Genomic DNA, 22,134 nt, shown 5'->3' on the forward strand with positions numbered 1-22,134 from the left:
TTTGTTTGTGGTTTTCTGTAGATTAATGCTGACTAAGTCAAATCGGAGATTTTAAAACATGACATGGAACTTCATATCAATGCGCGCGGCTAAGGTTCGCGCGATCATCGTATTCGCAATGGCCATACTTTGCGGAGGTGCTGTTTGTGGGGATAATCTAATCATCAATGGTGATTTTAACGAATCCTCAGATGGGAATGTCGCGAACTGGAGATGCCCCGCCGGCAGCAGCTATACGCTAGTCATTGATCGCGAGGAAAAACCCAATGGCGTCGAACGTAGCTTAAGGGTGGCTATTAATAATTCCGGAAAAGGCCTTGGCCAGATCACCCAGAAGTTTCCAGTCGAGCCAGATGCCAATTACCTGCTTGAGGGTTGGGTTATGTCGAATGGCTCCGAGCAAGGCTCGATCCAAATCAAACTTTACTCTGGCAAAGAGGAAATCGAGCGGATTCGAGTTTTATCCAGTGGTGCTGGCTGGGAGCGACTAACCAAACAATTTACGGCCACCAATGCTGACTGGGCTGAAGTTTTACTTCGCTTTAAGCAAACGAGCAAAGAGATCGGGAATGAATTAAATTTTGCCGATATCCGGGTGACTCTAGTGCCCACAGAACCTGATAACTCCTAACTTTGACCTGCATTATATCGACCATGAAACTCCCAAAATTTATCTACCGCAGAGGCAGTCTGCTGGCCATCATCACGCTACTGAGTGCAACCGCCCTGAGTGCGGCAAATCTCGTGTCCAATGGAGATTTCGAAAGCTTCAAGGATGGTCAGCCAGCGCAGTGGACGACATCGGCAAACACTGCGTCATTTGAGTATGATACTGCGAATAAACCAGAGGGTACTAAGGGCAGCCTGAAGGTCACCTGCACTGCTGCCGGTAGGGGACAGGGCCAGATTATTCAGAAAGTAAATGTGCCTCAGCCGGGCCTGTATTATGTGCAGGGATGGATTAATTCACCCGGGGCGACTCAAGGCTTTTTGCAAATTAAGCTCTATGAAGGAGGTAAAGAATTTAAGCGGATCGGCATCCGCGAGCCCGGCAAAGGCTGGGTGAAAATTGGTATGGAAATCGACACCCTCGGCGCTACTCAAATCGCCCTGTTGTTACGCTACAATCAAGCTGAAAGGAATGTCGGTGAGTCGCTGTGGTTTGCTGATGTTTCTCTGATTCCCGCGAGCGAGCGCGTTCGTGAAACGCCGACGATTGCCAACTTGGAAGCCGTGCCGACTTTTAACTCGATTGGCGTGTATGCAGATATTTCTGGAGACATGAGCGTGTCGACTCAGGGTCACATGGAATACCGGAAGAAAGGGGAGTCTGACTGGCGTTCGACACTTGGCGTTGTCTGGCATGGCGAAACCAAGCAAATGCGAGGCAGTTTGCTAAACTTGGCTGAGGATACGGAGTATGAAGCGAAGGTATGGCTGACGGATGACACTATCGGTCTGATCTCGGAGCCGCAGATCGTATCCTGTCAAACCTGGAGCAGCAATACGCCTATTGGCAAAACGATTTATTTGGATCCAGGTGTATCCTCAGCGCCGCTTATTCTAAGCGAGAAAGGAACGCCAGATGCATGGGTACTCATCACGCGATCCTCCGAATCATCGTCGACGCTGGATGTAAAGAACGAAGCCGATTACGCGATCCATATTAAGGATTCCGCCTACGTCGTTGTTGAGAACTTAAGCATCAAAGGGAGCATTAAGGACGCAGTGCTGATTGAAGAGTCGAGCGATGTGCGAATCCGCCGTTGCGATATTTCGGAGTGGGGGCAACCGGGCACTCTGACCGAGGTTTCGAATCCCAAGTGGGGCAGGGGGCCCCTCTATTTGGACGACGATGGTAACCGGATTAACTTACAAGCCGGTGTCCGTATCCAGCGCGGAGCGCGCCGGGTCGTTGTGGAGGATTGCTTCATCCATGCGCCTCGTGGCCGCGCGAACAACTGGAGTGCTGGCCACCCGCTCGGGCCGACATCTATCATCATGTCGATGTCCGATGGTAATCATGTTATCCGAAACAATGACTTGGTCGGATCTGAAAACCATCGCTTTAATGACACCATTGAGGGCGCATATAACAATAAGGTTAATGGTGGTCCCTATCGCGACACCGATATTCAGGGCAACATAATGTTCTTTAGTAATGACGATGGTATCGAGCTCGATGGCGGCCAAATGAACGTTCGGATGTTTAACAATTGGATTCAAAGCAGCCTGTGCGGCATTAGCACTGCACCCACGATCTACGGGCCTTCCTATCTTTTTCGTAACTTGATTGTGCTGGAAGGTGAAGAGCGCGGACATACGAATTTTGCCTTTAAGGTCGGTGGTAATCGGACGCAGGAGCCGGGCATCAATTACATTTTCCACAACACCGTTTATAGCCACAGCAAAGCTCTTCGTGGAGGAAACTGGGGCAAGGGCCCGACTCCGATTCAGACGCGCAACAATCTCATTGCTCTGGGCGACATCCTATATCCGCAAATTGCTCAAGGCGACTTCGACTACGACATGTTGCGTCCTGGGGCGATGGATCCTGCTCGCGATGAGTGGCAGCAAAATGGTGTGGAAGGTGTCGAAGAGTTCCGTAATCGTACAGCCGGCGATTATCGTCTCTCGCAGGGTTCGCCGGCTTTCAATCGCGGCGTGCATCTGCCAATGGTCAATGATGGCTTTTCTGGTAGCGCGCCAGACCTCGGCGCATTCCCCGGCAATAGTGATGCGTTATTTCCTGTTCGAAATTCCGGACTGTCCGTGCTCCCGATGGTTGCGGCCATCGAGATGCTCGAGGGCGAAGGACCGACAAAGCATTCAGTTGTTGAGGTATCCGCGCCAACGGATCTAGGCAAGTCGTGGCGAGCGATTCCTAACTCTCCTTGGATTAGCGTTTCCCCTGCCAGTGGAGTTTGTGATGGGAGGCCACATCAACTCACCATTAGCTTCAATGAGTCCAACAAGCAGATAGGCCCGATGGAGGGCGCAGTTACTATTCGCACAGACTCTGGTTATAATCGGACTGTATTCGTGAAAGGCAATGCTCACCCGGAATCAGCGCAAGAGTTTGCTGTTGTCGCGGCGGACCTGGAGCATTCTGGTTTTCAGATCGTTGAGAAGGCTGGTGCTCCAACCGCATCGATTTTAAAAGCGCCCAGCGCCCGGGTTGAGGCGAATGCATCTTACATTAAGCTGCCTGTAGATATCGCTGAACCCGGTGTCTATTATTTGCACGCGCTGACCTATGTGCCTGGTCCCGGAGCGGCTGGTCACGATAGTCTGCGCCTGCAGATTGATGATGGAGAAATAACCTATTGGCCTTTCCGGAAAGCCTCGTCGGGAAAGTGGCAATGGCAGATCGCAGATATTTTTAAGGAAGAGTACCCGCAGAAAATTGAACTATCGAAAGGCAAGCACATGATTACGATTTGGGGACGGGAGAGCGAAACTGAGATTGCAAAATTCGTTCTGAGCCAGAGTCCGATTTCGCCAGAAGATGTTAGTGTGCCCATTGCCCGGAAGTAATCCGCTAATCGACAAAACACTAAGCGAACTTTTTAGACCCAGTTCGATGGAGCCGGAAGATAATTTATAACTTTGAATCAAATCACTTACTTTTCGAAAATGAGTCAGCTGACTGAGTCAGTATGTCTTGTTGGATGAATTACGAAGATTGGACATGCCATTAGCCAGACCCAGTTCCGCTGTAGAGGACGCCAGTTCGAATGCTTCTGCACCTTTGCTAGGAGGCGCGAAACGCCGACCACTCCGTGTCGCCTTGGTCGGCGCTTCGGGCTATGCGAAGGCTCACCTGAGACTGATAACGATGGGTTCTTCGGAAGGGCTTTTCCAACTGGTGGGTGCTGCCGTCATTAATCAAGGCGATGAGCCGGAGCGTTGTCGGGAAATTGGGAAGTTGGGTGGTGAGCTTTTTCCGGACTTTGATTCGATGATTGCTGAGCTCGCGGGAGAGCTGGATTTGTGCTTCATCCCAACCGGCATTCACCACCATGCGTCGATGACCATAGCTGCACTCAAGGCAGGTGCCAATGTTCTGGTAGAGAAGCCGATTGCTGCCACGATTCAGGAAGTAGAGGCTATTCGCCAATGTGTTGCGGAAACGGGGCGATTCGTTGCCGTTGGATTTCAAAGCGTTTATGATCCGGCTACCCGCTGGCTGAAAGAAGCAATCCTTTCTGGAGTGATCGGAAAGGTCCAGACAATCCGCTCGCGGGCTATGTGGCCTCGCTCCAGTGTTTACTACGCGCGAAACAACTGGGCTGGAAAGCTGAAGGTAGAAAATGCATGGGTGCTCGATTCACCCTTTAATAACGCGCTGGCCCATCAGCTAAACTTGATGTGCTTTCTTGCGGGGCATGATATGAAAGCCTCGGCTCGACCGTTATCAGTTCAGTCGGAGCTATATCGCACAAGAGACATTGAAAGTGCGGACACTGCTTGCCTTCGTATCAGGACAAACACCGACATATCGCTCTATAATTACGTTAGCCACAGTTGCGTAGATACATTGAATCCGTGGGTGGAAGTTCTTGGCGATGCTGGAACCGCCAGTTGGAGTCTGGATCAGGTGACGATACAGCCCCACGGTGCTTCGGTGCAGGTAAAAGCCTGCTTGGATTTCAACCGTTTGCTCAAATGCGTTGGCAGCCAAGTTTTTGCACGGGTGACAGACACAGAAGCTCCTGTTTGCAGTCTGGATAATGCCGAGGCGCATACTCTTTGTGTCAATGGGGCGCACGAATCTGCGGCTATCAGGGACATTCCGCAGCAATACCTGACCACGCATCAGCAAGCTGGCGGAGAATCTCAAATCGCGATTAACGATTTGAGCGTATACATGTCAGAGGCCTTTGATCAGGGAAAACTCTTCAGCGAAATTGGCGTTCCTTGGGCGAGTTCGGGGAAGGAGATATGCATGCTGGAGTATCGACAGTTTCCATCTCGTCGGTTGCCTCAGTGAGATCGGGCAGGTTGCGCTAAGTGTTTTCTAGGGTCGGAACTCAGTCTATCCAACTTGCGGATTGATTGGCCCGTTGTGCTGTGCGGGATAGCTTACTGCTGCTTTTGGGGAAATCGACGCAACGGTGGTGATTTGAGTAATAGGGACGCCCGAGCTCGTAGTGATCACAGCGGTACTCGATGCGATGTGACAAGGTATTCTTAGCCCGATTAGACGTCGGATTTGAGCCAACGGGTGTTTTTCGAAGATTTTGATTGCTCGTTATTAAGTAAAACGTTATAGCATTGACTGACTCTATAATTTTGCTGTCATTAACTTCAATCCCTCTCCCCTGACTTTAGTCTCGGTTCTTTGCGATCAGCTTTTCAGCCCTTGATATAGATGGTCTTCGCAGGCCAGTTCTGAATCTGTCGGTATGTAGAAGTTCTCGGTGATAGTGACTGGACTAGTCATGTATGTCTTTGAATTCATTTGAAACCTCAAATTATGTATAACGATTTACTTAAATTAAGCTGGAGCCACAACGGCTTTGAGCTGTGCTGGAATTTGCATCACGACAAAGCTAGTCTCACGCCGGTTGGTGCGACCAAGCCGCTCTGGGCGGGTTCGCTGTTGCCGGGGTTGTGGCTGGTTGATCCAAGTGCTCAGAAGCGCTTTGTCAAAGCGCGCGCGGTGTCACTTGAGGCGGGCGAGAACCATGATGCTGGTGAGATTGAGCTGGATTTCGATGGGCTGGCCAGTGGTTCTTTGTCGTATGAATTTACGGGTGATCGCGTTAAGTTGAGCGATCTAAAATTGCGGTGGAAGTCAGCTCCCTGTGCCATTATTTCGATGTATATTGGGGCTAGTGAAATGGGACCCGATGAACGCCGTATGGTGCCGAATTTGGAGAAGCCATTCTGGCCGGATTGGCAAGCGACAGGAATTTGTATTCCCTGCGCGAAGACAGGACCCATTCACAGCTTTGTGCGGCTGTGGGACCTGGGGCACAGTCGCATTGCCTTGGGGAATTACGGGCCGTCGATGGGGACACCTTACGGTGCGGCTTTCCCACGGCCCATTTTGGCCTGCGGAATGGGTGACGATAATGGTTGGCTGGTCATGGGCAATCTAACGCCGCCCGACGGCGCGATGTGCTTTAAGTCTGCGTCATTTTGTGGCTGCCTGGAGTATCACTATCGTGAGGATTTGTGGGGTGCCATCGATGAGCCGGTGCGGACTTGGTCAGACTATTTGCAGCTCACTTGGTCGCAGCATGCAATCGACGCCTATCATCATTTTTACTATCCGGAGGCGGCTTTAACGCGGCACTCGGAGCACCAGATTTCGATGTGGAACACCTGGGGCGATTTCAAGGAGGGCATCTTCGATCTGAAGAACACGCCCAGTCGCATCAAGCAATCCTTTGGCGTCGACGTACTCGTCTATGATGACCCGTGGGAAACGATGAGTTCCAGCGGCGACACGGACTATGAGAAATTCCCTGACTTCGATGAAGCCATCGATAAAACGCAGCAGTTGGGCATGAAGGTTGGTCTGTGGCAATCGGTCGGTTGGCTCGACCGGCCGGAGGAGTTTGGCCTCGGCAAAGAGGACTTGCTTTGCGGAGTCGATGGCGAGCCGCGCCAGTGCTCTTGGTCGTTCAATCCATACAGTGATGCGCCTCGGCATTATGCCCTCGACCCGAGCTCGGAGAACACCCGCCGTTTCCTCATTGAGCGCACGCGCAAGGTGCTGGGCAATTATCCGGCGTCGCTGTTGAAGTTGGATTTTTACTATGGTTTGCCTGGGCCGGATGTCGCCGTTCCGCGTGATCCCAAATACCGCGGCGAGCAGCTTGGCATTGAGCTTGTGCGGATCATTGCCGAAGAGGCGCGCCGGATTCGCCCTGATATTAACATTCTCTGCTACGGTCTGCATCCGCGGATGGGCGAGCTGTCGCAAATGATCGCCTTGGACGATCTCGGGGATTCCGCTGGTCGTGAGTCGCATGGGCATGGTCAATGGTGTGTCTGGACGAGTATTATCGGTCGCGGCGGCATCGCGCTAAACGGCTCCAGTGGCTATCACTGGGCGGCGGAGCGAGATGTCGTCATGAACTCCGCGATCATGGGTGCTCCTGGCGGTATTCTGCCGTACTTCCATGACAATGGTGCCGAGGTTCCGCATTCGTATTTTCGACCACGTCGCGCTCTGGCCTATTGGTTCCGAAGAACGGTGGGCTGGAAGCCGCTTTGGCTGGACACGCATTTGGGCGACTTGGTTCAGGACCCGACGCCCCGCTGCTGGGGGCGGCTGGAAAACTTTGGCGATGGCGATCGTTTAACAGCGCTGGCTCTGCGCAAGGAATCTGAAGGCTATACCGATGAAGCGATCGCAGGTATCAAGTGGACCGGCAACTGGATCCTCGTTTCTCAGGATGATTTACCGATTCGCGAATCGCGCAAGCTGGCGTGTATTCCAATTGGCGATGGTTGCTTGGCCATCACATCCGTAGCACCGACAAAGCTCATCGGCAAATTCGAGCGCGATGGCGTTGATATCGACGAGGCGCTCAGCCCACAAATGGAGCATGAGTCACTGGTCTTGAAATCGGATGATTCTACTTTCGAAGGTGGCCTGCTGGGCTACCTAATCGAGCGCTGATTTTATGAATGTTCCCGAACTGGCTCTGTTGGGGCTTTGGTTCTGGCTACGGCCCGAGGTTTGGTCCGGGAGCATTCAGGCGGAGCGTCTGGAGTGATTGAGGCCCTGTGCCCTAAGGTATCACGCCGCGTTTTCTGCTTATCTCAAACAACCCTACGACACCATGAAAGAATACTGTGATATAACCCCCAAAAGCTGTCTGCGTCTCCTGGCGGTCAGCGCGTTGGCGGCGACTCCGCTGGCTGCGCAAACCAAAATAGATATCGATCTAAACCGCATCTATTGCGAACAATCTCTTGGCGAGCCATGGCGGCTTTTCGATGAACAAGACTCCGTTGGCGATCCAATCAATGGAACCGGTACTCAGCCGGTGAGTGAGTGGACCACGAGCTTTTCCAACAAGACTTGGTTTTATCCGATCTCGGCGATTGTAGACCTCGGCAGTTTGTGCCAGATCGATGCGATTGCCAGTTGGGATGGCGGTGGCCAAACCTTGATTGAAGTTGAGTACGGCGAGCCTGGTAATTGGACGATGCTGTGGTCATACACGCAGCCCGTTTACATGGACTGGGTCATTGAAAACGTGGATGTGCAATCACGCTACCTGCGTATCACGAACCACGAGGTCAATTATGCTCCAGAAGAGATGGTGGTCTATGGTTCACGCCTGGAGCCATATCAGCCCGAGCCGGCCGAGATTGGCCACATCCCGCCGACGATGGATCGTCTGATTGCGGTGAATGGTTTTCACAACGATCCACTGGGTCGCTTGCAGGCCGTGGGCTCGCTGCGTGAATATCATAACTGGTATTGGAATGACAGCAATACGCTCGATCCGGTCTACGATGGCGACGAACTAAAGTTCAACAAATCTTACACGGGCAATTGGAATTTCGACCGTTTTTATCGCAACATCCGCTTATCGGGCATCAGCACGGTAGCTGATATTAAGGGTAGCGTGCCTTGGATTGTCGAAGGTGGCGATTCGGACCACAAGCCGATGCCGCCGAGTGAGAATCGCGATGCGCTGGACCCGGCTTCTTATGTCGAGCACGCGCGGTTCCTGTATCAGTTTGCTGCGCGCTATGGTAGTGTTGCGGTGGACCCGGCAACGCTGACTTTGCATTCGTCGGAGCCCGCGATTACTGGCGCTGGGACGGTTCGCTGGATGGAAAGCTGGAACGAGCAAGACAAGTGGTGGCGCGGCCGCGAAGGCTATTTTTCCGCCAAGGAATATGCGGCCATGGCTAGCGCGGACATCGATGGACACCTGGGCACTCTTGGTGCTGGGGTGGGCATTCATACTGCCGATCCCAACATGAAATTCGCCATGAGCGGAACCGCTCTGTTGGACTTGGATTACCTGAAAACCATCAAGCAGTGGTGCGACGTGAACCGCAATGGAGACTTCCCGTTCGATGCGATTAACTTCCACCATTATTGCAACGACAATGGTGGACAGGGTGAGTCGACTATCGGCGTCAGCCCCGAGGCCGATGGCCTGCGCGAGCGCTTGGAAGTATTTGCCGAATACCGGAATCGCTATCTGCCGGGTGTCGAAATCTGGCTCAGCGAGTTTGGCTACGATACTTACCAGCAGTCGGTTCAGCGTGCGCCGGCGATTGGCTCGATGGACGGCTATGAAGTGCAGGCAGCGTGGATTCTCCGTTCCTTCCTGGCCTTGTCGGCGGCTGGCATTGACCGCGCACATCTTTACATGACGCGTGACGCCACGAGCCTTCCGTTGGCCAGTAAATATGCGACGTCCGGCTTGCTTGAAAGGGATGCGAACAACCAGTTCGTGCCCAAGCTTTCCTGGTTCTACACCTATACGCTGAAGCGCCGTCTGACGAATCTCTACTTCGAAAGTGAGCAGGACTCCGGTCAGTCTGATGTGATGATCTACCGCTTCGCCGATGCAATGGGCGATGTGCGTGCGATTGCCGTTTGGTGCCCGACGAGCGAGGATAAAACGGTCAGCAACTACTCGCTGGATTTGGATGGCTTGGCCACGACGGCAACGCTGGTTGAGTTTGCGGATAACTCGACCTCCGGCATCGAGACCGCGCTGATCATTAGCAATGACGCCGTGACGATCGATGTATCCGAAACGCCGGTGCTGGTCATGCTGGATGATCCCGAGATGGGACTCGGTCCGGATCAGTTGATTCCACTCACCACCGCTAACGTTGTCAATGAAGATGGCTTCGGTGACGCCACGCTTATCGCCGACGAGCAGGCAACTGCGGTTGGCGCAGAAATGGGAACCGGCGGTTCACCAACGACGAGTTGGAATCCCGGCTGGGGTTCATCGGTCACTTGGCCCAATAGCGTTTATATCGACCTCGGTGAGGTGACGCCCGTGACCTATGTCTACTTGTATGATTCCAGTAGCTCCGGCACGGTGGAAATCTCTGTGGGCGAGCCGGGTAACTGGGAACCGCTCACCACGGATGGACTGACGGAATACAACGTCTGGATACCCATCGCGATCATGCGGGAGACGCGCTATGTGCGCATTACCAAGCACTCGCAATCAGCAAATTTCAACGAGATCGCCTTGTTTACCAATGACTCGTTGCCGCCGCTGGATGGCCCGGAGTTCGACACTCAACTGGAACCGCAATTCACCAATGTCGAAGTCGGCGCAAGTGGAAGCCCGGCTGGCAGCTTTGCCGAGAATGAGGGGCAATTCGTTGTTGAAGGCAGTGGCGTGATTGCGACTTGGCGCGCTTGGGATACCTTCCACTACGGCTACATGTCGGCGACCGGAGACTTTGATTTCTCCACTCGCGTTGATAGTTTGACGCCGGCGACTTCCGGCTCGACGGCCTTCCTGATGGCACGTGAATCTCTGGATGACGACGTGCCGTTTGTGTCGACTTCGGTCGGTGGAACCTTGGCCGCGGTGTCGCAGTTTAACCGTTCGACTACCGGCCAAAAGCCGACCGAAGTGCGCAGCCCCTGGGCGGCGACGAAGAACTGGCTGCGGCTTGAGCGTGTGGGTAACGTGTTTAACAGCTACTACTCCACTGACGGTGTCAGCTGGACATTGGTCAACTCGACCACCGAAGCGCTGCCGAGCACGGTTTACTTGGGTTTTGGCGCTGCGAGTGGTAACACGACCTCACTGGCGACCGCGGTATTCGAAGACACGGAGCTGGTCGGAACCGTCGAGTGACGTGCGCTGGATTTAAGTGTTAGTATTGAAAAAGCAGAGGCTCAGTCGATTCGACTGAGCCTCTTTTATTTTTTGGATATGTTGCTGGAATTAATTCTGGGCGGGCTGGCTTTCGCCGCATAGTCGGAAGTTGTAGCCCTCGGGCGTGAGGAACCACGCGGGTAGAGCGGCCCAAGGGTGGCAGCGAGTATCTTGAGGGCTGCCTTCAAAGGTTTCCCACCAGGTGGTAGTGGCCGGGTCGTCGCTCATGCCGGACCAAGCGTCCTGAATGAGCGGCATGACCTGATCTTCGAAGCCAGTGATCATGAGGGCCTCCGCGAAGTAAACCCAGAAATACGGCGTGCACTGGCAAATACCGGGGTCTTTGCGATCACGGATGAGGCGCTGCATCAATCCGCGTGCATCATCACCGCTAACGATGCCAGACAGGATCGCGAGGATTTGCGACTGTGCGCTCCAGCCAACGAGCGTCCGTTTCTCGTCGTGGAGGCAGTCGGCAAAATACTCAGTTTCCGGATTGTAAAACAGCTCGTGGCAACGACTGCGCAGGCGATCGCTATCGAGGATATTGGTGTCCAGGTTGTGCTTGTAGTCGACCGCTGCGGCCGACGCGTAGAATGCGTCCAGCGCAATCGCCAGAAACGCATTCAGGCCCAGTTGACTCCGCGACCGCTCAAAGCCCGGATGCGAGAATGGGTGCCACAGGCCAGGGTGGTCGATGAAGGTGATTTGAAAACGACCGCCGTCGTAATTTTCGATAGCGACTGGGTCGGCTTCGACAATGCCGGACTCTGCCATCTCGTTTTGATACCACATTAGCGTCTTCTCAAAGATTGGCAGCGCCTTGCGGACGACATCCAGGCGGTCCGGCTGCGCGCGGCGAAATACGTCCACCGACCAGACGTAGATCAGGCAGAAATCGAGCAGAAAGTGTGGTGGGTTGAGGCTTGAGAAAACCGCGGACGGCATGAGCCCGTTGTCGCACTGTGTTTTGCCAGCGACGTCGAGGAGGTGCTCGAAAAAGCTCGGCTCATTGTAGAGCTTGGTCAGCCAGAGTGCATTCCACAAGCCGTCGGCAATGAACAGGGCTTGCTCGCGCGTCGGGCAGTCCACGGATGTGTCCTGCGTCGAAACTTGGATCGTGCGCAGGCTGACATCCCACAGGCGTTGCAGCTTGGGATCGTCAGACTGAAAATTGACGGCTGGTTGAATGTCTGACTCACGTCGCCAAACGCCGAATGTTTTCAGATGTATCGGCTGCTTGTCGGGACGCAATACAATCAACAAATAGCGAAAGCCATTGTAGTTGAGCGTGCGAAACTCACTGCAGTTCTGCGATGCGAAAAACCGTGTCGCATACTCGGCATTGCTGCGGAAGCACCAGGGGCGGCCATCGCGAAGCAGCTCTGCGCCATAGTGGTCGACGATGCCGCTGGCGGCTTCGATGGTGAACTCCGTTTGGCCGACCATTTCCTCGCCCAAATCGAAGAGCAGGGCCAGCCCTCCTTGCTCCGGGCTCGCGGTTATGCCTGTGCCTTCACTCCACTGAGCCTGTAGGTCTGCATGTGGAATTAACTCCCATGGCTCTTCGTCAAGCAGCTTGGAAAGTTGACCTTCGCCTTCTTCAGCGATTGGCGCATCGACGGATACTTTTGCGGCAGCAATCAGCTTTTGTGCTGGTGCCGAGTGCTCACGCAGTGCGGGCGTCATGCGCGGTGTGAGGGTGGTGCCGGGACGCTCGACGGGGATGGCGTTCTGCCAGGCGGTATCGTCAAAGCCAGGCTGTTCCCAGCCGGTTGGGTGCTGCGAAGCGTCAAACTGCTCCATCCATGACGTAGCCCAAGTGCGTCGCAGTTTGGTGTGCTGCCAGCCGCCTTGCGCGAGGTAGCGCCATTGATTCGGTGCGATGTCGATGGCCTGCCACTGGCCCGCGCGTTCTCCGATCAGGCGAGTCCACAAGGCGGGCGGAGCAAAGGGATGGCTCTGCGTGGGCACGCCGTAATGATAAACGATGACTGCGAGCGTTAGTCGGCCTTCGCTGTCAGCTTGGATTGCGTGACCATCGACGGTGTTGTCTGGCCAAGGAGTTGGGCAAGGGCCTTGGCCGATGTATTTTCCATTAGCCCAAAGGTAGTAGCGCGTCTGCGCCGCGATGTGTAGCGCTAGTGATTCGAACTCGCTGAGATTTTTAATCTCCGTGCGAAAGAGAATGGTTTGGTTTGGGTGTTCTTTTTCGGCCCAGCACCAATTGGCAGTTGCGGGCAGAGGAAGATGATGAAGCGCGTGTTTCATTGGCTTATTGAAAAGGGGAGCGTTGCTTTCTGCGATGAATGCGGTTGGTTTAGAACGTGATGTGCAGCGTGTTTTCTGTCTCGGTCCAATCGTCCGGTTGTAGCGGTTCGGATGTAATGGGTTTTCCATTGAGCGTGCGCGAGGGCGTACCGGTGCGTTGCCATTCGATATGTAAAGTCTTACCGCGAATCGTCCGCTTCAGACTGGCATGATCCCAAGTGTCCACCGGTAGATCACTCGCCACTTCGAGGCCGTTCATGGTGGCGACGACGCCCATTATGCCCTCAATCGCGGAGCGGAAAGCCCAGCCTGCCGTGCCCGAACGCCATGAGAAATGCGAACGGCCTGAAATGCCTCCGGACTCCGGTGCACAGTAGGAGTTCGTTAATGAATATGGCTCCTGGCGGGAGATCGCGGGTGGGTTGAGCGGGTTGATTGGGAAGATGCTTTCGAGTGCCTCAAGGGCGCGCGCACGCTGACCGGCCAGACAGAGCGCATACGTCATGAACATGGTGCCATGGCAGTAGTTGCCACCGTTCTCAAGGCGCCCGGGTTGCGTGGCGCTGAGGAGACCAATGCTGGGGTTGAACTTTTGGTAGGGCGGCGTTAGCAGCCGGAATCCGTGAACGGTTTTCAGGTGTTTTTCTACGGCTTCAATGAGCTCGCTTTGCTGCTCGTCCGTGGCGATACCGGAGATGATGCTCCATGCTTGCGGGAGCAGGTAGATGCTACCTTCCTGGCATTCGGGTGAGCCGACGAAATCGCCATCGTCGGTGATCGCGCGGGAAAACCATTGCCCGTTCCAAGCGGTTTTGCGAACAATGGATACCAGCTCATCAATGCGGTCGGTGAAGGTTTGGACGTCTCCGGGTTGGTTATAGTGGTTGGCGATTTCGACCATCTTGCGCAGTGCGCCAATCAGCGCCATCGTGGTCCATACGCTTTGGCCTTTGCCGCCCTTGCCAATGCCAGTCAGGCGGTCATTCCAGTCGCCATAGGGCATGAGACAAAGGCCATGCTCGCCACGAGATTTCCAAAGGTAATTGACGCCGCGGCAAAGGTGCTCATACAGCGTCCCGCTCTCTTCTGATTCGAAAAACGGGGCGACGTAATCGAGGGTGGGGAGATCGCCGGTTTCGGCCAGGTAGGCGTAGGTTGAGAAGATCAGCCACACGCCGCCATCGTTGTAGGCGTCGCGGTCCACGGGGCCCCAACTGCGTACGGTGCGGCCGTCGCTGAATTGATGGGGCAGGCAGTCGAGGATCATTTGGCGCGAGCGCTGAGCGTCGAGCAGTGTGAAGGCCCAGGCATCCTGGTTGCTGTCGCGGAAGCCCTTGCCCCAGCCGCGGTTCCACTGGGCGCAGTAGTTGAGCTGGTGCTTGATCCAGGTGTTGATGTATAGGTCGAAACTCGCGTCGGGCGTTTTGACTTCGACTTGGCTATAGAGCTTTTTCAGTGCCTTTTGTTGGCTCTGCTCGTTGCGATGAATATATTGCGTTGTGGACTCCGGATGCGTCGTGAGATCGACACCGGGGAAGTGCGGCAAACCAAGCGTGATGAGGAGGTATTGTTTGCCCTTGGCGTCCAAATTGCAGTCGACATAGCCTGACAGGATTGGCTGCTCGACGGGAGTCAGGGTCTCCGGCCAGTCTTCAAGTAGTGCTTCCGGTCGGGCGAGAGAGCCGTAGATGCCCGTAAAGTCCGTGGCATTGAAGGCATGGCCATCGAAGGGCTGGTCGCACTCAAGAAACGCAGCGTGAGAGCGATCATCCGCGCTGATGTTTTCCATGATCAGTCGGCGATCATTGAGGCAGGTCTGGTGGACATAGCGGTCTGTCGAGCTAAACTTACTACCGCCGGGTTTCAGATTTAGTTCGGTTACAAAGACGATACGCCAAGGGCTTGCCTGGTCGGTCAGGTTTTCGATCTCGAGCTCGAAGTAAGTCTGAGGCAGTGTTTCGTCGACCGTCTGCTTGATGCGAATACAGAGGCCATGCTGCTGCAGGGAGGTGGTGTTATAGTTGAGGCCAACGCGGTATTGGTAGCTCTCGATCGTCTTGTCACCAACGGGTGCGAAGGTGGGAGAGAAGAGGGCACCGGTGCGCAGGTTTTTCAGGTAAATGTATTGCGCGCCAGTCCAATTTAAGAGCACGATCCGTCCATCGTTATAGCGCTTGTAGCTGATGCCCCCACTGGCTTGCGTTGGCTGTGTATTGAAGGTCTTATTCCAGAGGATGTTTTTCCAGGGACGGGGCGCAAACGGCGTCTGCAGAATGAATTCATTCGATTCCAGGTCGAATTCTCCCCATGGTGGTGTGGGGATTGTCGAATGGGGCTGCGCGCTTACTGGCTCGGGAGCGGTTAAATGACTCATGGTGTAAAACTTTATAAAACTATAACGTTTTAACAATGAAAAAACATCTTTTCACGTGATTATTGCTCAGCGCATCCCGAGCGAAGGGGAGTCTTTATTGCGCAAGGGTATTGGTAAGCTGCGGAATATGTCTTGCTGAACTTACCAGCAGCGCATTTTCGTTGTTGGCTTGTTGTATAAAAAACCGGTAACGTTTTATGCATGCCCAAGAAAAAAACAGCCAAATCCAAGTCTGGACGCCCGACGATCCTGCAAGTTGCCAAGCTGACTGGATTTTCTCAGGGCGCGATCTCGAGAGCCTTTAATGGGCAGGGCGGCATCAGTGATGCGACTCGGGAAAAAATCATGAAGGCGGCGAAGGAGATTGGCTACCACCCGAACCCATCGGCCCGAAATTTTAAGCGTGGCTACACGAAGCGGTTGGGGATGATTTTGCCGAACCTGGCGAATGCAAACTATTCTGAGCTCTATGAACAATTGGATTTGGTGACCGCTGAGGAAGGTTATTCGTCGATCTTAGCGTTGACGCATCATTCTCCCGAGCGGGAGCGAAATCTCATGCTCCAGCTTTCGGCGGGGGAGGCGGATGCATTAGTAGTTAACCCGGTATCGAATCTGGAGAATCTTGATGTTTACCGGAAATTGAAATCCTGGCGTTATCCGGTGCTATTCATTTACAAGAGTTATGATGAGGAGTTCGACAGCCTGGGTGTCAATTATTACGCCAGCCTGCAGAAGGCTCTTGGGTATTTACGGGATGTTGGGCACAAGCGTGTTGCTTATGTGGGAATGGCACCGATGGGCGCTGAGCCGGTGGGTAAGCATGCGGAAGTGATTCGAGTTTTGAGTGAGCTAGGTATGGGCTATGATCTCGAAGGTTCAGTGCTGGGAGTGGCTGCTGATGTCGCTGGCGAGCAGGCGTTTCGCCAGTGGCGGGAGTCTCGTAAGCAGCCTACGGCAGTAGTTGCTTACAATGACCAAACGGCCATATCGTTAATGACGGAGGCAAAGCGTATGGGGGTCAATGTGCCACAGGATCTGTCAATTCTGGGCAGTGATGACATTCAGGCGGCTGAGCCGTCCGAGCTTTCCACGGTTCGTGTTGATCGGGCGCAGATGGCGCAGAAAATTTTTGAAATCCTGGAAGATCGCATTCGTGACTTTGATGCGCCAGTGCGCCTACAATCGATTCGGTCTGAATTTATTCTGCGCAACTCGATGGGGCCTCCGAAGTCCCATTAGAGCACACTTGCTTCAAAATTGGTCGTGATTTGATCTTTTTGCTTGTCGCATGGTGAACGCTGAATTTATTGCTATAACGTTATCCTAATTGAAATTTCTCGTATATTTGGCTCATGGATCACGGTTTGTATAACTCTTTGGAAAATTTAGCGATGCTCTCCAATGCCGAGAGCCGAACCATCACCTCAGAGAATCCGGATGGCTCGCGTCGCGGTGGCGGGCGTGCGGAATTGCCAAAAAGTGGCGATCCTGCGTTGGATACACACTGCTCGCGTGAGTTGGGGCGGGGGTGGAAGGTGCGTCCTAACCAGCAGGTGGGATCCGGGGAGACGTTTACCGTTGCTGACATCGAGGGGCCGGGGTGCGTCCAATCAATATGGATGACGACCGCACATGTGCGCTATCGTGACTTGATTTTGCGCGTCTATTATGACGACCAATCGATCCCTTCCATCGAATGTCCACTCGGTGATTTCTTCGCTTCGGCATTCACGCGCACAGATTTGTATGCACCTCTAAACTCACAGATGGTTTGTTTGAATCCCGGGTGTGCGTTTAACTGTTATTGGCCAATGCCGTTTCGTGGCCGCTTCCGGATGACCCTGGAAAATCGCGATCCTCGCAACGCTCTGACGCTGTTTTATCAGGTCAATTACAGTCTACAGCCTGTTCCAGAAGATGCGGCATACCTTCATGCGCAATTCCGACGGGTCAATCCGGTGCCGGAGGGCAAGGTTTACACGATTCTAGATGGGGTCGTGGGGCGTGGTCACTATGTGGGGACTTATATGGCATGGGGTGTCAACAGCGGTGGCTGGTGGGGCGAGGGTGAGGTGAAGTTCTACCTCGACGACGACTTGCCGGCTGGGCGCAGTGTGGCAGATTCCGTGGCTGAGCACGGTGGCGACTGTTTTCCGACGATCTGTGGTACGGGCACAGAGGATTATTTTTGCGGGTCCTATAACTTCGAAGACAAGGAGAAGAAATGCTACCAAGAGTTTTCGACACCCTATGCGGGCATGCCGCATGTCGTAAGGCCAGATGGGCTCTACAGCTCTCAAATGCGTTTTAGCCTGTACCGCTGGCATGTGCCGGATCCCATTCGCTTTAAGGAGCGCATTGCCGTTACGGTTCAGGCACTTGGTTGGCGCAGTGAATGGCGTTATCATCCGTTGCAGGATGACCTTGCCTCTGTTGCCTTCTGGTACCAGACGCTCCCGACGGCTCCTTTCCCTCCTTTGCTGGGGCGTGATGGGCTAGAAATCATCTAAAATGTAGCGCTGGTAAAAGGACCGAATCACGTATTTTTTTATTGAAGCAACAAACTTAAAGGCTATAACGTTATAGAATGCGGCGCGAGTATTAAGCCTAGGCCTGTCTCGCTTCGTTGAAATCCCCAACCCCTAGAGTCAACCAGTCCCATGAAGGTATCAACCGATCCGCATGATTTAAAGCAGGCGCTTTTTGCAGCAATAGTCGTCCACTTCGGCAAAAAACTTGCGTAAGTTCCAGCGCCGGACTGTCGATTAATCGAAATACATTTCGGAGAGTTTTCTATGAAATCCAAATCCACCCCCATCATTGCCGGGAGCAAAGCCCAACAGACTGGTTGTCGACTGAAGCGACAATCCGGTGGTTTTGCTTTGGTGATCTCTTTATTGCTGATGGGCTTTATTGTGCTGATGTTACTGAGCTTGGTAACGGTGAGTCGCGTAGAAATGTTTAGCGCGGCAACCCAGCAGACACGGACTCAAGCTGAGCAAAATGCTCTACTGGGGCTAACTGTAGCGATAGGGAATTTGCAGGAAAATCTGGGGGTCGACCAGCGTGTAAGCGCTTCGGCGCTAATGCTCGATAAAAACCTGGCCGATGATTCACATATGGTGAACTGGATCGGTGCCTGGGATACTGCTGAAAAGATGCCTGATGGAAGCCAGAATCCAAAGTATGGACAGCATATTGCCTGGTTGGTATCCGGGTTTGATGATGTGTCGGATGCTGGAGCTATTCCTGCCTACGTTAACCCGCTCAATCAGGATGGTGAGTTGGTTGATCCCGATGTCGATGCTTTGCTGTTGGGGGAGGGGACTGTTGGCAATCTAACCGTCACCGATTACGTTGCCGCACCGAAGGTATCGGTCGCAGGCGGTGGCAGCTACGCTTACTGGGTGGCGGATGAAGGCTTGAAGGCCAGGATCAATTTGGCCAGTCGCGAGGACATGGATTTAGCCAATTATCCAGGGACTACGGATATTCTTCAGGGCTCCCTCGCTCTCAGCGCTCCATCCGGTGGGGCTGCGAGTGTGTTTAACGGATTAGAAACGATGGATGTCAGCAATGATTCTGCATTAGCGAAGAATGTCGCGCGTGCGGAAACGCATAGTGAGCTCTTTCTTGCTGATCCTCTTTATACTGGTTCAGGGACTCCTCGATGGCAGGCCGGTCTTCAGGAACACTACCATTCAACCAGTTTGAATTCCCTGTCACTACAGACGGATACCAAGTCCGGTGGCCTAAAGAAAGACCTTAGCCTCCTCTTTGAATTGGACGATAGCGATTTTTCCCGAACACCCTACACTGGGGTGGCTGATATGGATGCTGTCTTCGCAGATAACTGGACAGTCTTTCCACCATATGATTCTGAGGATGTCTATCTGGACCCGGTTTCAATGGACGAAGTCAGTTACTTGTTTAAGGAGCCGGTGCCCGCCTATGGCAGTAATGCCTTTGTGCGCGGTCCGACATGGAGCTACTTGCGTGATTTTTATCGCCTCTATAAGGGCGCGGAAAGCACAAGCAGTATGACTCAAATGAAAATCCGTCCATTTGGTCCGAATACATCGGATTTTCCGGATGATGGAGGGATGAGTGGCATCATCTCAACGTGGGAAACTGATGGTGTGGGTAATATCCGAACAAAGGACAACTACATTAACACGACCGTTTATAACAATGCTTCCAATCGGACTGAATTTGTGACGCGGCTTACCGAACATGAATTGCTGCCGGTTCTGAATCGTGTCATTTTTATCTACTCACTCTATAATGATAGCAACGTCGATGAGTATGAGTATGTTCCTGAAGAGGAACGTGCAGAGGGTGAATCCATGTTTCAAGCGACTGGAAATACGACCTCGGCAATCGCTATCACAATTGAGCCATTTGTGTATCTATGGAATCCATATAACGTCGCTTTGGAGTTTGACGGCGGGTTAAAGGTGCACGCCAGAGATTCTCCTTTTGGTTTGATGATCTCTGTGGCTGATCCGAGTGCTGACATCATACCGCCAATCAGTGATGTATCGGTACCGCAAATGTCAGGTTTTCTGGACGGTTATGGTAGAATTACCGGTAGGAGGTTTGGAACCCTGGATCTTTTGATTGGTGATGAGGCGGAACCGATTCGCATGGAGCCGGGTGAGGTTTTACTTTTCTCTGCGGCCAATAGTTCTCCGGCAATCATTGATAATCTCCCGCGGTCTAATGAAGAGCATGGTACGCGCAGCGCTCCTTATCTGAAGATGGAGCAAGGGTTTCGCAATACGGGAGGCATATTACTCGGACGCCGTTTAAGGACCGGAGAACATGTTGATCAGGATGGCTTGTTTCACCAACTGCCGGTTGTTAGTGATGCCCCGCTTGAGATCAATGTTTATAACTGGGGCCTGAACAATTTTTATAGGGAGGATTCTGGTAAAAACACAGAAGACCGCCGTTATAGCACGAGTCGCGCATTTAATCTGGAGTATGCCTATGTTCCGGAGGATGAGCTTGATGATGGCGGGAGCCTATACACTTCCGATACTTTCATTCAGCGTTTATTCTTGAATATTTATGGACCGCTCACGGGTAGCACTAGGGGACCATTGGTGGATTTGTTGTATGATGGTCCTGACGCGTCATTTCCCAAAAGTGTGGATCGAAGCCTGCTGCTGGCCGGTGCTAGGCAACCGTTTCTTTATTTGGGACTGTATCAGAATCCTGTTGTCCCGGACCCCGATCGCGTGCCTACGACTTCAGAGTTTATTGGCACAATGTCTCCCTTTGCCCCATTGTTAGATAAGCAGTTTTCTAATCATTCCATCGATAGTCCGCCCTACACAGTTCAGATGGGGGGCACGGATTCTTACTCGGAAATTCAACAGGATTCTGGCCGGGGGTATTTTGGTGACAAGTATTCCGCTGGTGGTCAGACGAACATCGTAGTTTCCGAAGTGCCAACCTACCCAATGCAATCGCTGGCGAGTTTTCAGCATGCTCGCGTCTCACCCTCGACTTATATGCCGGGGCAAGCGATTGGTAATTCCTGGGCGTCTGGCTTTGTCGATTTGGACAAAACTTTAGAGGCTAGTGGCCGCTATACACTTTATGATATTTCCTACCTAAGCAACGATGCTTTGTTTGATGGCTATTTCTTTTCCTCCCTGATTCCCGGTGCGGATTTTACCGCAGGTGAAGTCAATCAGGTTGATCTAGAAACCACGCTTCAGCAAATGGCTGATGCTTATGTGACCCAGGGAGAAGCGCCCGAGGTGATGAACGAACGCATTGCATTTATCGGTTCGCCGGATTCACTGGTCACCACGCGCTTTGTTGACGACCTTAACGCCATTGACGGATTTAGCAAAAGCGCATCGTATTTTGCGGTGAAGGGTGGCTTTAATGTTAACAGCTTGTCGGTGGATGCGTGGGATTCATTTTTGGCTTCTACTCTGGGGGCCGACTACACCTTTATGCGACCTACTGGCGGTTTTACGGAAGAGAATAGTGGTGATCTGACTATATTTCCGCGATCCACTTTGCCCAATGGAAGTGCTTCCGGTGGGGATAGTGAATGGGTAAGCCCCAGGGCATTGTCGCCGGATGAAAGACGTAGCTTGGCAACTTCTATTGTTGAGGAGGTTCGTGCCCGTGGACCGTTCTTGAGCCTAGGGGACTTTGTTAACCGACGTCTGGTTGATGACGAAGTCGGCAAAAAAGGTACTATTCAGGCCGCGATCGATCGTCTTGATATTAATGAGAGTGCGGAGTTCGTGGATGCCTACACGGAAGGCGTGGCTTCGGGGACCTTCGATATTAGTCATGTAACCAGCAAGTCCGGGGTGGGGACTCCTCAATATCTTACTCAAGCAGATGTGCTCACGCCCCTGGCTGCTGCCATGACGGTTCGGTCGGATACTTTTTTGATCCGGTCTTACGGTGAAGCTAATGATCCGCTGACGGGGGAAGTTCAGTCCCGCGCTTGGTGTGAGGCACTTGTTCAGCGCGTTCCCGAGTTTGTGAATCCGGACCGCGACGCCCCCGAAACTCAAATTTCCAATCTTCAGGATGAGGCAAACAAAACGATGGGCCGACGCTTTCGGGTAATCTCGTTCCGTTGGCTGGGGGAGGACGATGTATAGCCCA

At 53.2% G+C, this 22,134-nt stretch carries 10 protein-coding genes; 8 read left to right on the plus strand and 2 right to left on the minus strand.

The window, feature by feature from the left end; translation table 11 throughout:
• Positions 1 to 58 precede the first annotated feature (58 nt).
• The 5 genes from O3S85_RS02225 (at position 59) to O3S85_RS02245 (ending at position 10,820) form a co-directional block, all read left to right on the plus strand.
• Positions 59 to 631, plus strand: coding sequence for a carbohydrate binding domain-containing protein (locus O3S85_RS02225; RefSeq protein WP_269537514.1), 573 nt, complete (start codon positions 59 to 61; stop codon positions 629 to 631).
• A gap of 23 nt (positions 632 to 654) precedes the next feature.
• Positions 655 to 3,537 carry a right-handed parallel beta-helix repeat-containing protein gene (locus O3S85_RS02230; protein ID WP_269537516.1) on the plus strand — a complete coding sequence of 961 codons (2,883 nt, stop codon included), beginning with the start codon at positions 655 to 657 and terminating at the stop codon, positions 3,535 to 3,537.
• Positions 3,538 to 3,691: 154 nt separating this feature from the next.
• Complete coding sequence (locus O3S85_RS02235) at positions 3,692 to 4,993, plus strand: Gfo/Idh/MocA family protein (RefSeq protein ID WP_269537518.1); 1,302 nt, start codon at positions 3,692 to 3,694, stop codon at positions 4,991 to 4,993.
• Between the two features lie 486 nt (positions 4,994 to 5,479).
• Positions 5,480 to 7,639: an alpha-amylase family protein gene (locus tag O3S85_RS02240; RefSeq protein WP_269537520.1), complete on the plus strand. Its 2,160-nt coding sequence runs from the start codon at positions 5,480 to 5,482 to the stop codon at positions 7,637 to 7,639.
• A 163-nt stretch (positions 7,640 to 7,802) separates the two neighbouring features.
• The gene (locus tag O3S85_RS02245; RefSeq protein WP_269537521.1) at positions 7,803 to 10,820 is read left to right on the plus strand and encodes a hypothetical protein; all 3,018 of its coding nucleotides are present in this window, start codon (positions 7,803 to 7,805) and stop codon (positions 10,818 to 10,820) included.
• A gap of 90 nt (positions 10,821 to 10,910) precedes the next feature.
• Here the strand turns inward: O3S85_RS02245 and O3S85_RS02250 are convergent, their stop codons facing one another.
• Entirely contained in the window at positions 10,911 to 13,112 is a 2,202-nt protein-coding gene (locus tag O3S85_RS02250) for an alpha-L-rhamnosidase-related protein (protein ID WP_269537523.1), read from the minus strand.
• A gap of 49 nt (positions 13,113 to 13,161) precedes the next feature.
• Entirely contained in the window at positions 13,162 to 15,486 is a 2,325-nt protein-coding gene (locus tag O3S85_RS02255; protein WP_269537525.1) for a GH36-type glycosyl hydrolase domain-containing protein, read from the minus strand.
• Between the two features lie 201 nt (positions 15,487 to 15,687).
• Here O3S85_RS02255 and O3S85_RS02260 point away from each other — a divergent pair, with 201 nt between their 5' ends.
• The 3 genes from O3S85_RS02260 to O3S85_RS02270 all read left to right on the plus strand — a co-directional run bounded on the left by O3S85_RS02260 (position 15,688) and on the right by O3S85_RS02270 (position 22,130).
• The gene (locus O3S85_RS02260) at positions 15,688 to 16,728 is read left to right on the plus strand and encodes a LacI family DNA-binding transcriptional regulator (RefSeq protein ID WP_269537527.1); all 1,041 of its coding nucleotides are present in this window, start codon (positions 15,688 to 15,690) and stop codon (positions 16,726 to 16,728) included.
• Between the two features lie 113 nt (positions 16,729 to 16,841).
• Positions 16,842 to 17,999, plus strand: coding sequence for a glycoside hydrolase family 172 protein (locus tag O3S85_RS02265; RefSeq protein WP_269537528.1), 1,158 nt, complete (start codon positions 16,842 to 16,844; stop codon positions 17,997 to 17,999).
• Between the two features lie 285 nt (positions 18,000 to 18,284).
• Positions 18,285 to 22,130, plus strand: a complete 3,846-nt coding sequence (locus O3S85_RS02270) for a hypothetical protein (RefSeq protein ID WP_269537530.1) — start codon at positions 18,285 to 18,287, stop codon at positions 22,128 to 22,130.
• The last annotated feature ends 4 nt before the right edge of the window (positions 22,131 to 22,134 follow it).

It is taken from the genome of Cerasicoccus sp. TK19100 (assembly GCF_027257155.1).
Classification (GTDB): domain Bacteria; phylum Verrucomicrobiota; class Verrucomicrobiia; order Opitutales; family Cerasicoccaceae; genus Cerasicoccus; species Cerasicoccus fimbriatus.